Consider the following 14,631-nt stretch of genomic DNA (forward strand, 5'->3'; position numbering starts at 1 on the left):
CCCGGACGCCCTGGACCGCAGGAAGGCCCTATTCCACGTGAAGATGCTCACCGAGATGTTCAGCATTGCCCCCGCCAACAAGGACCACCACCCGGCCCTGAGGTGCGCGGTGGGCGTCTTCGTGCCACTCTTCACGCTTGTGCTGCTGGGCCGGCTGGACCTTGCCATCTTCGCCTCCTTCGGGGCTTTCACGGGCATCTACGGCCGCGGCGAACCCCACGGGACCCGCTTTGCACTGCAGTTGCGGGCCGGCCTGCTGATGCTGCTGGTCATTTTCCTTGCAGCGCTCGCTGCCCGGGCCGGCGGAGCCTGGGAGCTGGACCCCGCCGGGACCACGTGGCTCCTGGTCCTGGCCACCACGCTGGTGGCAGGCGGCTGTTCGGTGGCTATCTCGTGGTTCCGCCTGCGCCCGGCCGGGTCCCTCTTCCATATCTTTGCGTTCGCGGCCATTGCCTCCATCCCCAACCAGCCGCCGCTGTGGGAGGGCATGCTGGTGGCCGCCCTCACCACCGCCTTCTCCCTGCTGATCGGTTTCTCCTCGCGGATCCTCCCCAGCCACCGCACAGCGTGGGCCCGGCCGCGCCCCATCCGCCGCACCCCCGACGAGAAGCGTGCCGCCGTGTTTGAAGGCCTGGGCTACCTGGCGGCTGCCGGGCTGGCCGGCGCGCTGGCAACCTGGGCCGGCAGCCGCCTCGGATTCGGTCATAACTACTGGGCAATGGTGGCCGCCGTGGTTCCGCTGGTGGGCCACACCACCCGCCACCGGGTCCGACGTGGAATGCAAAGGATCATCGGCACCGTGCTTGGGCTGGGCGTGATGGCGGGCATCCTGCTGCTGGGCCTGCAGCCGTGGCAGACCGTCCTGGTTATGGCCCTGTGCCAGTTCGGCGCGGAAATGTTCATCATCAGGCAGTACCTGCTGGCCCAGATCTTCGTTACGCCGCTGGCGCTGGTGTCCACACTCCTCGTGGTTCCCGCCTCCCCAGCCATCCTGCTCCGGGACCGCATCATTGAAACGGTGATTGGCGCCGCTGTCGGCATCGCTGTGGTCCTGGCCCCCGGCGCGTGGCGCCGTTTCCGCGGACGGACGACGGCGGCCCCCGCCCAGGTGCCTTAGCCGCCGCAGCTGCCGCGAAGGTAGGCTGGTCCCATTCAACGGAAGCGGAGAGTGCGGTGGCGAATTCTGCCTCGGGTGATTCGGTGGTGGACCGGATTGTCCGGCTGCTCTCCGCCTTCCCGGAAGACGTCAGTGCCCTGCAGCTGTCCGAGCTGGCGGAGCGCTCGGGCCTGCCCCTCACCACTGCCCACCGGCTGGTCCGGCAGCTTGCGGACCACGGCCTGCTGGACGCCGCTCCCGGCGGCCTGGTGCGCCCCGGCCTGCGGCTCTGGGAACTGGTGAACCGCACCGCCCCTACCCTCGCCCTGCGGCAGGCCGCCATGCCGTTCATGGAGGACATCCAGCAGGTGCTCAACCAGAATGTGAACCTGGCCGTGCTGGACGGATGGGACGCGCTTTTTGTTGAACGGCTGTCCCGCCGGGGGTCCGTGGCCAACCGGGCCAGGGTGGCCGGCCGGATGCCCGTCCATACCTCGTCCGCGGGGCTGGCACTGATGGCCCACCAGGACAGGCAACTGCAAGGCAATTACCTTGACCAGTTCGCGGACCCGGATGGAAAGGTCACCACCGATGCTGTCCGGGTGCTGCTCAGCGAGACCTTCCATCAGGGTTTTGCCCAGCTGAAGGGCGTGGTGGACCCGGACACCTGGGGGATCGCCGTCCCCGTGCTGGACGCCCGCCAGCGTGCGGTGGCTTCGCTCGGCGTCGTGGTCCCTCTGCGCGAGATGCGGCTGCAAGCACTGGTGCCTGCACTGCAGACAGCAGCCAGGGGCATCGCGCGCAGGCTGAACGACTCGTAGGCTGGCCCCGCTTCTTCCGTTGAACGGAATCTATGTAACGCCGCTCACCTGCCGAAGCGCAGACTGTTGGCAGAAGCACCACACGGCCGCCCAGCAGCGGCCCCGCAACGAAGCGAGAACGCCATGCCCCGCACCATCATCACCACCCAGGTGGCCATCATGGGCGCAGGCCCTGCCGGCCTGATGCTGTCCCACCTGCTGGCCAAGGCCGGCATCGAGTCCACCGTCATCGAAGTCCGCAGCCACAAGGACATCTCGGAGACCGTCCGGGCGGGCATCCTCGAACACGGCACCGTCAACATGCTCGTGGACAGCGGCGTCTCGGACCGGGTGCTGCGCGACGGCGACCGGCACGACGGCATCGAACTGCGCTTCAACGGGGAGAGCCACCGCGTTGACTTCAAGGACCTCGTGGGGGAATCGGTCTGGCTTTACCCGCAGACGGACGTGTTCCTGGACCTCGCCGCCCGCAGGAAGGCCGACGGCGGAGACGTGCGCTACAGCGTCACGGACACCACCGTGCATGACCTCGAAGGCAAGCCGAAGGTCTGGTTCACGGACGCGGACGGGGCGGAGTTCGAGATCCAGGCCGACTTCCTGGTGGGCGCCGACGGGTCCAGGAGCCACTGCCGCTTCCAGATCCCCGAGTCCAGCCGCAAGTGGTACTTCCACGAGTACCCGTTTGCCTGGTTCGGAATCCTGGCCGAGGCTCCGCGCAGCGCCGACGAGCTGATCTACGCCAACTCCGCCAACGGTTTTGCCCTGATCAGCCAGCGGACCGAAACCGTCCAGCGCATGTACTTTCAGTGCGATCCCAAGGAGAACGTTGCCGAGTGGGATGACGACCGGATCTGGGCGGAGTTCCGCAGCAGGGTCAACGGCAACGGTTTTGAGCTCAAGGAGGGCCCGGTCATCGACAAGATGGTCCTGCCCTTCCGCAGCTTCGTTCATACGCCCATGCGCCACGGCAACCTGTTCCTCGCCGGCGACGCCGCCCACACGGTCCCGCCCACCGGCGCCAAAGGCCTCAACCTCGCCATCCACGACGTCAAGATGCTCTTCGAGGGGCTGGACACCCACTACAACTCAGGCTCGGACCACCTCCTGGACTCCTTCAGCGACCGCGCCCTGGCCCGGGTGTGGAAGGCGCAGCAGTTCTCCTACTGGATGACCACTATGCTGCACACGCCCGCCGACGCGGACGACTTCTCCCGCGCCCGCCAGCTCGGCGAACTGAAGTCCGTTGTGTCCTCACGGCACGGCATGGCCTACCTCGCCGAGGCCTACACCGGCTGGCCGGGCCAGGCCTGACACGCAGAGTTTGTCCAGATATGCAGGGTAAAAGGGCACTCACCCTGCATATCTGGACAAAAACTCCGGGAGGTGCGACGGCGGGAAACGCGCCTTAGGGGGCGAGCAGCCGCCGGACTGCGGCGGCGATGGCTGCGGCATCGGGCTGCTCGTCGCGCCTGACCGTGAGCAGGTGGAGCAGCACGCCGTCCCCGTAATCTGCCAGGTCCCGTGCGCGGGCGGCCGCATCAGCAACCCCTAAAGCGGTGAGGGCCGGCACCAGGCCGCCCACCAGCCGGAAGTGCCCTGCCGTCACCGCTTCGGGCCGGTCCAGCGAGAGGGCCAGCCGGGCGCGGGTGAGGCCGGCGTGCTCGCCGGCCAGCGCCAGCACCATTCCGGCCAGTTGGCCCGCAAGTTCCTCAACTGTGCGCGGCGGTCCGGCCATGCCTTGGTCACGGAGCAGCTGGCCGTCCAGGTGTTCCAAACGGTCCAGCACCGCTTCCACGAGGGCGGCGCGGCTGCGGAAGTAGTTAGAGGTTGTCCCTTCCGCCACCTGGGCGGCGGCGTCCACAGCCCGGTGGGTGAGGCCCTTCAAGCCCTTGTCCGCCACAACGGCCAGGGCGGCATCGAGGAGCTGGGTCCGGCGGTCAGGCATAGGCACAGTGTAATTGACCCCTTCCGGTTCACTACAAAAGTAGTAAAATCACCATCATGGAAACAATTTCGATTGTTGGTGGCGGCATTGCCGGCCTGGCGCTGGCCTCCGCCCTGGACTCCAGCCGGTTCCAGGTGACGGTGTACGAGAAGCGGCCCGAGCTGCCGGCCGTGGGCACCGCACTGGGAATGTGGCCTAACGCCCAACGCGCGCTGGCGCGGCTGGGAATCCTTGACGAGGCGCGGGCGGTCAGCCCGGTACTCGGCAGCGGGTCGGTCCGCAACGCCCAGGGAGAGCCTTGGGTCACAATGAACGCGGGGGAGATGTTCGGAATTTCCAGGGTGGACCTGCTGCGGCTGCTGGACGGGGCCGTCCCGGGAACAGTCCGCCGGGTAACCCGCAACGTCCGGTCACGTCCCGACGACGGGAGCCTGGTGGTCGGTGCTGACGGCGTGCACAGCGCAGTCCGCCGGGAGGCCTGGGGCGCCGGAACGGAAGCCCGCCTCACCCCGTACCTCGCCCTCCGCGGGACCCTGCCTGCTCCGGTCAGCCAGGACGAGGTGGGCGAGTACTGGGGGCGCGGCGACCTGTTCGGCATGGCTGCCGCCCGGGGAGGATCCTTCTGGTGGGCCAGCTACCGGTCCGGCATGGGCCCGTACGGGATTGACGCATCGTCAGCCCTGGAATACGCCCGGGAGCGCTATTCCAGCCACGCCCCCGCCATCCGCCGCACGCTGGCCGCAGCCACACCCGAAGCATGCCTGGTCCAGCGGCTCTGGACCGTCCCGCATCTTGGCTCCTACGTCCGCGGGCGGACCGTGCTCATCGGCGATGCTGCCCACGCCATGCTGCCCACCCTGGGGCGCGGCGCCTGCGAGTCGCTGGTGGACGCCGTAACACTGGCGGACCTTCTCAACACGCTGCCCGAAGGCCAGGCACTGCGTGCCTACGACCGGCAGCGGCGGCCAAGGACCCGCGCCCTCAGCCTGGCGTCCTCTGCCATGGGGCGCGTCGCCCTCGCGGACGGTGCCCAGCCGTTGCGTGACGGCCTCCTCAAGCTGGCCCGACGGCGGAACGCCCGCGCCGCCGTCGTCAGCGGTTCCGCGGGCTGATCAGCGGACGGGTGCTGCAGGCTGCGCGGCGTCCTCTCCGGAAACAGGTGTTCCGGGAAGCCCCGGGCCCGGGACGGCGGACGCGGGGGGAACGGCCGGCAGCCGCTTCTTGCGGGACCTTTCCCTGCTGGAGCGGCCGTAGACGAGATACATGGTCACTCCGGTGATGACCATCAGTAGCACCGTGTAGACGAACGTGTTGGCCACGCCGTCAACCCCCTCCGCGCCGTCCGTGTTGGCCTTGATTACCAGGCCCAGCGGCTGGACCAGGGGGTGGGCCAGGAAGATCGCCGTGTCGTAGTCGTCCAGCAGGCTGTTGAAATTCAGCGCCGTAATCGCCGCGGCCGCGGGGAGCACCAAAGGCAGCAGGATCCGCCGGAACACGTACAGGGTCTTCGCACCCATGATGGCCGCGGCCTCCTCCAGCGAGGAGTTAACCGAGGCGAAGGACGCCTTGAGCATGCGCAGCGTGAAGGGAATCTTGACCGTGACGAAAGCGATCAGCAGGATCACGGTGGTCCCGGTGAGGACCGCCCCGCCCACCAGCGGGTTGGGGTGGTCGTAGCTGATGATGAGGCCCAGGGCCAGGAGTGCGGACGGCAGGATCCAGGGAATGTGGAGCAGGTACTCGAAGACTGAGGCCACCCAGTTCTTGTACTTCTGCAGTAGCCTGGCCACAAACAGCAGCCCGCCCACAGCGATCAGTGCCGCCAGGGCGCTGTAGACCACGCTCACGATGAACGGCCGCAGCCCGGACTGCTGGGTCAGGACCCGCTCGTAGTTCTCCAGCGTGAGGCTGCCAAACGCCAGCTCGCCGGTCTGGATGGCGGCGCCGTCCGCGAATGAGTACAGCACAATCAGCACCACCGGCAGCGTGTACACGGCAAACAGCAGGTAGGCCACAGCGTGGACCACCACGTTGGCCACAGGGTTGGTGATGTCCTGCTTCTGCAGCGCCGAGGACACCTTGGACACCGAGAAATACGTACCGCCCTTTTCCAGGCGCGACATCACGGCGAGCATCAGGATGGTGGCCAGGCCCAGGATCACGGCCAGCAGCGCCGCCAGGTCCCGCGAGGTGGGGCTGTTGGTGAACGTCAGGATCATCGGGGTGATGGTCTGGAAGTCCCGCCCGCCCAGCACCTGGGGAGCGCTCAGGGCACCCAGGCCGGTCAGGAAGGACAGGATGGTGACGGCGAACAGGGTGGGCTTGAGCATTGGCAGCACGATGCGCCGCAGGATGGTCCACGTGGAGGCCCCCAGGTTCCGGGCCGCTTCGATGGTCTGGTAGTCAACGCCTTTGAGGGCATTGGCAACGAACAGCATGTGGTTGGTGGTGGTGGCGAACGTCATCACCACCAGGACGGCGAAGAATCCGGAGAACCATGCCGGGTCCAGGCCGGGAAACACCTTGACCAGCAGGGACGTAACGATTCCCTTGTCCCCGTAAATGAACTTGTATCCGGCAGCGAGGACGATACCGCCGTATATGAACGTGGACGCGTAGCCCAGGAAAAGGATCCTGGAACCGCGGATCCGGAAGTAGTGCGTCACCAGGACAATGAACACACCCACCAGGTTCACCGTGATGGACAAGGCCACCGCCAGCAGGAAACTGTTGCCCAGCGCTTTCATGGCGCGCTGGGACGAGAAGAGCTTTTCCGCAGCGCGCCCCGAGAAGCTGCCGTCCGGGAAGAAGGTGGCCATCAGGACGTTGATGTTGGGCCAGACCAGGAACGCAGCGATGAACCAGGTCAGGACGGCCCCCACGATCAGCACGAAGGGCGAGCGGACCATGGTGCGAACGGCCGTGCCGCTCATGGCAGGACTGCTGCCGGGTCCCGCTGCCGAAGGGCGGCACCTGTGTCCGGGTGGTACTGCAGGACATGCGCAGGCTGGAGGTACACGGTGGTTTCCGTGCCGGGGTCGTGGTGGGCGCCGCCTTCCTCCTTCACCAGCAGGCGGATGTCCGCGCCATGGCTGCGGACCACGTAGCGGCTGTGCAGGCCGTGATAGGTGCGGGACACCACGGTGCCGGAAAGGCCGACGGCGGCGCCTCCCTCAGGAGCGGGGGCCAGGGACGCCTTTTCCACCCGCAGGTAGGAGTTGGCGTCCGTGCTGAGCCCCGCCCCTGAGAGCCGGTTCAGCTCGGCCACGAATTCAGGGGTCAGGGCCGAGCTGTCCCCGATGAAGTTGCACACGAACTCGGTGGCCGAATGGTCGTAAATCTCCTGCGGCGTCCCCACCTGCTCCACCACGCCCTTGTTAAACACGGCTACACGGTCGCTCATGGCCAGGGCCTCATCCTGGTCATGGGTGACGTACACCGTGGTGATCCCGAATTCGCTTTGCAGGTCCTTGAGCTGCTGGCGCAGCTGGTGGCGCAGCTTGGCGTCCAGGTTGGACAGCGGCTCATCCAGCAGCAGGATCTTGGGCCGCAGCACCAGGGCCCGCGCCACCGCCACGCGCTGCTGCTGCCCGCCGGAGAGCTCAGCGACGTTCTTGGACAGCTGCTCGTCACTGAGCTCCACCCGCCGTGCAATGTCCCGGACCAGGCGGTCGCTGTCCGCGGGTTTCTCCTTCCGGACCCGCAGCCCGAAAGCGATGTTTTCCCACACGCTCATGCTGGGGAAGAGGGCATAGTTCTGGAACACCATGCCCACCTGCCTCTTGTCGCTGGGAAGCCGGGTGACGTCCTTGCCGTCAACCTGCACCGTGCCCGAGGAAGGCTGGATGAAGCCGGCCAGGGTGCGCAACGCCGTCGTTTTCCCGCAGCCTGAAGGCCCCAGGAGGGTGAAGAACTCTCCCGGGAGCACGTGCAGGTCAAGGTTCGGGATGGCGGTGAAATCACCAAAGGAAACTTCGATGTTATCCAAGCGGATCATGGCAAGCCTGTCTGATGAAGCAAACGGATAGTGGACGGGGCCGGCAGCGTGCCGGGTTACGTCATGTACTCCAGTTCGATCTTTTCCACCCAGGCACCCATGTTCTCCTGCACGAAGTCCCAGTCGATGTCCTGCTGCTTGAGGTCCGCGAAGAAGTCCACCACCTCGGGATTGGCCTGGGCTTCGGCTTCCTTGTTGACCGGCATTGCGTTGAACTGCTTGGCAAACTCGCCCTGGACCTCGGCACTGCCGAACCAGTCGATGAACTTCTGCGCCTGTTCCTTCTTCTCCGTGCCCTTCACCAGAGCGATCTGTTCCACGGCCAGCGGGACGCCAACAGAGGGGATCACTGTTTCCACGTTGACGTTGAAGGACTTTTCGCGTTCGGCGATGATCGAGGACGGCATCTGGCCCATGTCCACTTCACCGGAGGCGATCCGGGCAAAGAGATCGGTCTTCGCAACGGCGGGGCTGCCGTTCTGGAAGTACTGCTCCACCTGCTTCCAGCCTTCGTCCGAGACGCCAAGGTCTCCGGAGTCGTCCTGGTAGCGGCTGAGGATCCCGGCGAAGACCAGCTGTGCCGTGGCTGTGCCCAGGCCGGTTACCCGCTCGTAGCGGTCCTTGAACTCGTCCTTGGTCCACAGGTCGGTCCAGTCCTGCGGCGCCTTGTCCGCGGGGATCTTGTCCGAGTTGTAGCCCAGGAGGATGGCCTGCTTGACCAGCGGCCAGTACGTCTGGCCGTCGCCCAGTTCCTTGTCCACCTGTCCCGCCCAGGAGGGTTCGTACGCCTCCAGGGCGTCCTCGGCCTGGATCTGCGAGAAGTACATGTTGTTGAGCCCGAAAGCGACGTCGGCGATGGGGTTGTTCTTCTCCGCGATCAGCTTGTTGGTGGCATCCGCACCGCCCGCGCCGACGATCTCGATCTTGAAGCCGGCCTCGGCCGCCTTGGCGGTCCACCATTCCCCGCGGCCCTCACCGTTGGAGTTGGTGTAAACCACCAGGGTGTCCCCGGAACCGCCGGCCGGGGCTGAGGAGGCATCACCCGAGGCCCCGGGCGATGCTTCACCTCCGCCGCATCCGGCAAGAAGGGTGACGGCGACGGCGGCGGCAACCAAAGTCTTCAAAGTACGCACGATCTGGACTCATTTCTGGACTGGAATCGGAGCATGTCCGGCAAGCCTAACGCCGGGCAGGCAGAATTCACGGCTGTTATGGCTATCGATTCGATAAACAGCCCGGCTGGTTACTCTGGTCCAGTCAAAGGAACGGCCGGGGGCGGGCGGGTAAACAGGGGGTGAAACGTCAGGCCTTGCTACGCATGCCCACTATGCGTCGCCGCTGAGTGTCTCCGTGAGGTGGTGGGTGGGGATCCTGTCCCGGTCGTAGGTGATTTCGGTGTAGCCGTGCGGTTCCGGCCTGCCGGAGGGGCTCAGGTTCACGAAGACGATTTCCTCGATGGTGAGGATGCTCTGCCGTGTGATCATGTTCCGGACCTCGGCGCGCATGGTCAGGGAGGTCCGGCCGAAGCGCGTGGCTGTCAGCCCCATCTCGATCAGGTCGCCCTGCACCGCGGAGCTGACGAAGTTGATCTCCGAAATGTACTTGGTGACGGCGCGGCCGTTGCCCAGCTGGAGGATCGCGTAGATGGCGGCTTCCTCGTCGATCCATTTCAGCAGGCTGCCGCCGAACAGCGTCCCGTTGGCGTTCAGGTCCTCGGGCCGGACCCACTTGCGGGTGCGGAAGGTGATGTCTGCGGTTTCCATAGGCCGAGGTTAGCCGAGGCGCTGCGGCCGCACCCACTGTGACGCCAGTCCGCCGCGCTGCCGGTGCGCCTAGGCCATGGCGGTCTGGGCGGCGCTGCGGGCATTGATGCTTTTTGCGTAGCAGTAGGAGTGCGCCACCCCAATGTAGGGGCCAAAGTTGGGGACGGCCTCGAAGCCCGAGTTTTCATAAAAGTTCCGGCCGTCCGGCTGGGCGGATCCCGCTTCGGCCTTGATGCGGGTGTACCCAAGCTTGAACGCTTCAGCCTCGAGGGACGCCAGGATGGAGCTGGCCACGCCCGAGCCCCGGGTGTACGGGATGACGTACAGCCGCTTGATCTCTGCGGTGGTGGCGTCGATCATCCGCAGGCCGCCGCAGCCCACGGGCTGGCCCGAGCCTTTGTCATAGGCCACCAGGAAGACGGCGCAGTCCGCGCTCGACGGCGGTGGGCCGGGTTCGTGGTCAGGGGTGCCAAAGCGGGCGTCGAGTTCGGCCTGCTGGGCGCGCCGCAGATCGGCGCCTACGGGGTTTGACCAGGGCACCTGCCTGATGTTCAACCGCGGGTTGGTCTGCATTCTGCCTCGCTTCGCCGAAGGGTTTATGCATACCTAGGCTAGGAGGAGGCGGTTACGCCGGTGTTTCCTGCCGGTAAGCACCCGGATAACGCATCGGGGTGCACCCTATGCAATTTACTTGGCCGCCTAGTTATCAGCTGGTCTAATATGATTTCATGCGTTCTACGGGTAATGAGGGGTCCGGGTATTGGTACGGGCCCGACGGTCAGTTGGATTACAGCGCCGCGGTGTTGAAGTCCCTCCGCGACTACCGGACGGCCGAAACGGCGGTGCGCCGCTCCACCCGTGACTCCATGGGCATGGGTGAGACGGACATCCTGGCCCTCCGCTACCTGCTGCGCGTCCAGGCTTCGGGAAAATCTGTGGTTCCGAAGGACATCAGCCAGTTCCTGGGCATCACCAGCGCTTCAACCACTTCCCTTATCGACAGGCTCGTGGCCAGTGGCCATGTCCGCCGCGAGGCCCATCCCACCGACAGGCGCTCCGTGGTAGTGGTCCCCACTGTGGAGTCCGACCGGGAGGTCCGTCTGACCCTTGGCAACATGCACCGGGAGATGATGGCGGTCGCCGAAGGCCTCTCGGCCGAGGAAGCCCGGGTTGTGGTGGAATTCCTGACCCGGATGACGGAAGCACTCCAGAAATCGCACGCTGAAGAAAAAAGTAACTAGCCTGACTAGCTAGATTGGCTAGCAATATGTATGCTTACGAATAATCCCGAAACTTTTACAGCCGGAGTCGTGAGCGTGTTGGTTACCTTTACTGAGCTTTTACCTCTGGAGTCGCCTGCCGACCGCGCCGACTCCAGCGTCTCCTCGATTTCGGAGGGCAAAGGCAACGGGCTGGCATTCCATTGCGGGGCCGCCATGGACCTCGTCACTCCCGCGGTGGGGCCGGCCGCCGTCGGCTATTCCTTTGAACCCGAGGACGGCGCTCCTGTGCAGCTTCCACCCGTATGGCGCTGCGGCTGCGGATTCCAGCTCGACGCCTGGATCCGGTCGCCGTACGCCCGCGCCTCCCAGGCTGAAGCCGCGCTGCCATACTCCGCCGCCCTCTCCGCATGAGCACCGCGTCCCCGGGGCGCAGGCACCTGCCTGCCGCTCCCGCCGTCGGCGGACCCGTCGTGGCAGGCCGCTACCAGATCAAGGACCTCCTGGGCCGTGGCACCCTGGCGCAGGTTTTCCGGGCGGCCGACCTTGAGGGCGGGCCGGATGTTGCCGTCAAGGTGGCCGTGGACGATTCCGCGAAGCACTTCGAGAGGATCAGCAACGAGGCCGCGGTGCTGGCAGCCCTCCGGCACCCCTCAATTGTCAGGTTCATCGGACTGGGCGTTGTTCCCGGCGGGACGGCGCTGGCGGGGCGGCCGTTCCTGCTGGAGGAGCTGGCCCTGGGCCCGAGCCTCTCGGAGGCCGCCCGGACCGGCCGGCACCACCCGGACGTCATAGCCGGCTGGGCGCGGGGGCTCTTCGAAGCCCTGGCCCATCTCCATGGAGAAGACCTGGTCCACCGCGACATCAAACCCGCCAACCTGATGCTGAGCGGGCTGCGGCGCAGCCCGGTGCGCATCGTGGATTTCGGCATCGTGGCGGCTGCCGGCTCACCTGCCGAACCAGGTGTCTCCTCAGGAACCGTGCACTACATGAGCCCGGAACAGGCCTCGGGCGGTCCCGTCCGTCCTTCCTGGGACGTCTATGCGATGGGGCTGGTCCTCCTGGAGCTCCTCACCGGATCCAAGGCGTTTCCCGGGACGGCCATCGAGTCGCTCGTGGCCAGAACGCTTCGCAGCCCCCATGTGCCGGACTCCCTGGGGCCCGGCTGGCATGACTTCCTCCGGTCCCTGACTGCCATGGACAGCGCGGAACGGCCGACGGCGGCGGAGGCCGCGGGCATGGCCGCGCGGCTCATGCCCGTACCCGTCGATGAAGCCGACACCCCTTGCCGCAGAATGGCTGTGTTTCCCGCCCGCCGGATCCGGCAGCTGACCTAAGCCCGGGCGGTGTCCTGCCCGGTGGGATCCTCCGCGGTTGGATCAGCCAAAGCCAGTCCACCCACCGGGCTTCCGTCCCAGTGGAGCAGTTTCCAGCCGCGGTCCGGGTCGCCTTCCAGCGCCACGATCCCGGTATTGGCCAGCACATGGCGGGCAGCAAACTCGTGATCCGCGTCTTCCGCCCGGCGTCCCGCCCACGTTCGAATGGCGGCGCCGTGGCTCACAACAGCCGCCGCCTCATGCCGCTGGTCGAGCGCCCGCTCCACCACCTGGCGGATGGCGGCGTCAAACCTGTCGAAGAAAATATGGCCGTCAGGTCCGGCGGGCATCCTCCGGTCCAGGTCCCCCGCCGCCCAGGAGAAGACCGTTCCCATGTAGCGCTTGTGGGACTCCTGGTCCGTCAGTTTCTCCAGGGACCCGGCTTCGATCTCGTGCAGGCCCTCAAGCACCTCGACCTCCAGGCTGTGTACCCGGCCGAGCGGCGCGGCCGTTATTTGGGTCCGAACCAGCGTGGACGCGTAGAGGGCGCCGATGGGCTCATTCGCCAGCGAGCGGGCCATCGCCTCTGCCTGGCGTTCGCCGAGTTCCGTGAGGCCGGGCCCCGGGTGCTCGGTGTCCAGCTGGCCGAGCACGTTGCCCGGGGTTTGTCCGTGGCGGATGAGCAGCAACTTCATGCTTCCAGTTTCGCACTCCCGGGCCCGGCCGGGTGACCCGCAACAAAAGGCGCCGGACCCTTTGTGAGCCCGGCGCCGCCGTCGTACTTTGTTGCCGTATTGTCTTTGCTGCTGTGCCGTCCGCGGAATTGCAGCAGGAGCTACTTAAGGTGGTTTACCAGCTGGTCCGCGATGCCGGTGTACCTGCCGGGCGTCAGCGCCAGCAGCCGGGCCTCGGCTTCAGGTGAAAGGCCGAGGCTTTGCACGAATTCTTGCATGCGGGCGGCGTCCACCCGCTGGCCGCGGGTGAGGTCCTTGAGGCGCTCGTAGGGGTTTTCCATGCCTTCGACGCCGGCAATCGCCTCTGCGCGCATGACCATCTGGATGGCCTCACCCAGCACTTCCCAGTTGGTGTCCAGGTCTCCGGCCAGCACATCCTCAGCCACGTCCAGGCGCTCCAGGCCCTTGGCGACGTTCGAAATTGCCAGCAGTGAGTGGCCGAACGCCACGCCGATGTTGCGCTGGCTGGAGGAGTCGGTCAGGTCGCGCTGCCAGCGGGACGTCACCAGGGTGGCGCCGAGGGTGTCCAGCAGGCCGTTGGAGATCTCCAGGTTGGCTTCCGCGTTCTCGAAGCGGATCGGGTTGACCTTGTGCGGCATGGTGGAGGATCCTGTTGCGCCGGCCACCGGGATCTGCGCGAAGTAGCCGATGGAGATGTAGCTCCAGATGTCCGTGCAGACGTTGTGGAGGATGCGGTTGAACCGCGCGACGTCGGCGTACAGTTCCGCCTGCCAGTCGTGGCTTTCGATCTGCGTGGTCAGCGGGTTCCAGGTCAGCCCCAGCCCCTCCACGAAGGATTTGGCCACCTGCTGCCAGTCGGCGCCGGGAACGGAAGCGACGTGGGCGGCGTAGGTGCCGGTGGCGCCGTTGATCTTGCCCAGGTACTCCGTCCGGGCGATCCGGTCCAGCTGCCGGGTCAGGCGGTGGGCGATGACCGCAAGTTCCTTGCCCAGGGTGGTGGGCGTGGCGGGCTGGCCGTGGGTGCGCGACAGCATGGGGACGGCGCGGTTGTCCTCCGCCATCCTGCTGATCTGGGTCACCAGGGCGCGGGCGGCGGGCAGCCACACGTCCTCCACAGCGCCCTTGACGCCGAGCGCGTACGAGAGGTTGTTGATGTCCTCCGAGGTGCAGCCGAAGTGCACCATGGCGGTCAGGTTTTCGATGCCGATGGCGGGCAGGCGGCGGCCGATGTAGTACTCCACGGCCTTGACGTCGTGGACCGTGACGGCTTCAATGTCCGCCAGTTCGGCCACCGAGCCGGCGTTGAATTCGGTGACGATGGCGCGGAGCTGGTCCTGCTGTGCGGCGGTCAGCGGCCCGGCGCCCGGAAGGACGTTGTTGCTGGTGAGGTGGATGAGCCATTCGACTTCCACGGCCACGCGGTCACGGTTGAGGGCCGCTTCGGAGAGGTAGTCCACCAGGGGCGCGACGGCTGACTGGTAGCGGCCGTCCAGCGGGCCGAGCGCGATCTTTTCCGGGGACGCGGCAAGGGCCAGGCGTCCTGAGGGCGTACGGGTGTCAGCTGTGGCGGCAGTTTCAGGCATGTGCTGATTCTTTCACGAACTCCCGCGGCCCCTTAAGCGGCGGCCATCCACGTTACTTGTCCACATAGCCGACGGCGGCCCTGCAGTCCGGGGCGGTCCTCTCGTAGCGTTCGGGTAAAGGAAGAGTGGCCAGGCGGTGGGTGTCCTGGCCGGAGCATGACGGAAGTGGGGCTGTATGGAAGGGCCAGCTGCGGG

Annotated in this window: 15 protein-coding genes; 7 read left to right on the top strand and 8 right to left on the bottom strand. The window is 66.5% G+C overall.

The features are described 5' to 3' along the window. The first annotated feature begins 37 nt into the window (after positions 1-37). The 3 genes from WHH00_RS19085 (at position 38) to WHH00_RS19095 (ending at position 3,228) form a co-directional block, all read left to right on the top strand. Positions 38-1,117, top strand: coding sequence for an FUSC family protein (locus WHH00_RS19085; protein WP_406638695.1), 1,080 nt, complete (start codon positions 38-40; stop codon positions 1,115-1,117). Between the two features lie 56 nt (positions 1,118-1,173). Then, positions 1,174-1,917, top strand: a complete 744-nt coding sequence (locus WHH00_RS19090; protein WP_406635268.1) for an IclR family transcriptional regulator — start codon at positions 1,174-1,176, stop codon at positions 1,915-1,917. A 123-nt stretch (positions 1,918-2,040) separates the two neighbouring features. After that, positions 2,041-3,228, top strand: a complete 1,188-nt coding sequence (locus WHH00_RS19095) for a 4-hydroxybenzoate 3-monooxygenase (protein WP_406635270.1) — start codon at positions 2,041-2,043, stop codon at positions 3,226-3,228. Between the two features lie 94 nt (positions 3,229-3,322). On the opposite strand, the gene WHH00_RS19100 is transcribed toward WHH00_RS19095, so the two are convergent. Continuing rightward, positions 3,323-3,862: a TetR/AcrR family transcriptional regulator gene (locus WHH00_RS19100; protein ID WP_406635272.1), complete on the bottom strand. Its 540-nt coding sequence runs from the start codon at positions 3,860-3,862 to the stop codon at positions 3,323-3,325. Positions 3,863-3,918: 56 nt separating this feature from the next. On the opposite strand from WHH00_RS19100, the gene WHH00_RS19105 reads away from it, so the two are divergent. After that, positions 3,919-4,974 carry an FAD-dependent monooxygenase gene (locus WHH00_RS19105; protein WP_406635274.1) on the top strand — a complete coding sequence of 352 codons (1,056 nt, stop codon included), beginning with the start codon at positions 3,919-3,921 and terminating at the stop codon, positions 4,972-4,974. Here the strand turns inward: WHH00_RS19105 and WHH00_RS19110 are convergent, their stop codons facing one another. The 5 genes from WHH00_RS19110 to WHH00_RS19130 form a co-directional block, all read right to left on the bottom strand. Further along, a complete protein-coding gene (locus WHH00_RS19110; RefSeq protein ID WP_406635276.1) occupies positions 4,975-6,795 on the bottom strand; it encodes an ABC transporter permease in 1,821 nt (606 codons plus the stop codon). Then, a complete protein-coding gene (locus tag WHH00_RS19115) occupies positions 6,792-7,859 on the bottom strand; it encodes an ABC transporter ATP-binding protein (RefSeq protein WP_406635279.1) in 1,068 nt (355 codons plus the stop codon). The genes WHH00_RS19110 and WHH00_RS19115 overlap by 4 nt, the downstream gene beginning before the upstream one ends. Before the next feature lie 56 nt (positions 7,860-7,915). Further along, entirely contained in the window at positions 7,916-8,992 is a 1,077-nt protein-coding gene (locus WHH00_RS19120) for an extracellular solute-binding protein (RefSeq protein WP_406635281.1), read from the bottom strand. A gap of 192 nt (positions 8,993-9,184) precedes the next feature. Then, positions 9,185-9,622, bottom strand: coding sequence for an acyl-CoA thioesterase (locus WHH00_RS19125; protein ID WP_400516634.1), 438 nt, complete (start codon positions 9,620-9,622; stop codon positions 9,185-9,187). Between the two features lie 69 nt (positions 9,623-9,691). Beyond that, positions 9,692-10,195: a GNAT family N-acetyltransferase gene (locus tag WHH00_RS19130; protein ID WP_406635283.1), complete on the bottom strand. Its 504-nt coding sequence runs from the start codon at positions 10,193-10,195 to the stop codon at positions 9,692-9,694. Positions 10,196-10,350: 155 nt separating this feature from the next. On the opposite strand from WHH00_RS19130, the gene WHH00_RS19135 reads away from it, so the two are divergent. The 3 genes from WHH00_RS19135 (at position 10,351) to WHH00_RS19145 (ending at position 12,179) form a co-directional block, all read left to right on the top strand. Next, on the top strand, positions 10,351-10,863 hold the full coding sequence (locus tag WHH00_RS19135; protein WP_400516631.1) for a MarR family winged helix-turn-helix transcriptional regulator: 513 nt from the start codon (positions 10,351-10,353) through the stop codon (positions 10,861-10,863). 69 nt (positions 10,864-10,932) lie between these two features. Continuing rightward, positions 10,933-11,256, top strand: a complete 324-nt coding sequence (locus WHH00_RS19140) for a hypothetical protein (protein WP_406635286.1) — start codon at positions 10,933-10,935, stop codon at positions 11,254-11,256. Beyond that, positions 11,253-12,179, top strand: coding sequence for a serine/threonine-protein kinase (locus WHH00_RS19145; protein WP_406635288.1), 927 nt, complete (start codon positions 11,253-11,255; stop codon positions 12,177-12,179). The genes WHH00_RS19140 and WHH00_RS19145 overlap by 4 nt, the downstream gene beginning before the upstream one ends. On the opposite strand, the gene WHH00_RS19150 is transcribed toward WHH00_RS19145, so the two are convergent. Then, positions 12,176-12,853 carry a histidine phosphatase family protein gene (locus WHH00_RS19150; RefSeq protein ID WP_406635290.1) on the bottom strand — a complete coding sequence of 226 codons (678 nt, stop codon included), beginning with the start codon at positions 12,851-12,853 and terminating at the stop codon, positions 12,176-12,178. The genes WHH00_RS19145 and WHH00_RS19150 overlap by 4 nt on opposite strands. A 140-nt stretch (positions 12,854-12,993) precedes the next feature. Then, positions 12,994-14,436, bottom strand: coding sequence for an adenylosuccinate lyase (purB, locus tag WHH00_RS19155; protein ID WP_406635292.1), 1,443 nt, complete (start codon positions 14,434-14,436; stop codon positions 12,994-12,996). Positions 14,437-14,631: the final 195 nt, after the last annotated feature.

The organism is Pseudarthrobacter quantipunctorum, assembly GCF_045291495.1.
GTDB classification, from domain to species: Bacteria; Actinomycetota; Actinomycetes; order Actinomycetales; family Micrococcaceae; genus Arthrobacter; species Arthrobacter quantipunctorum.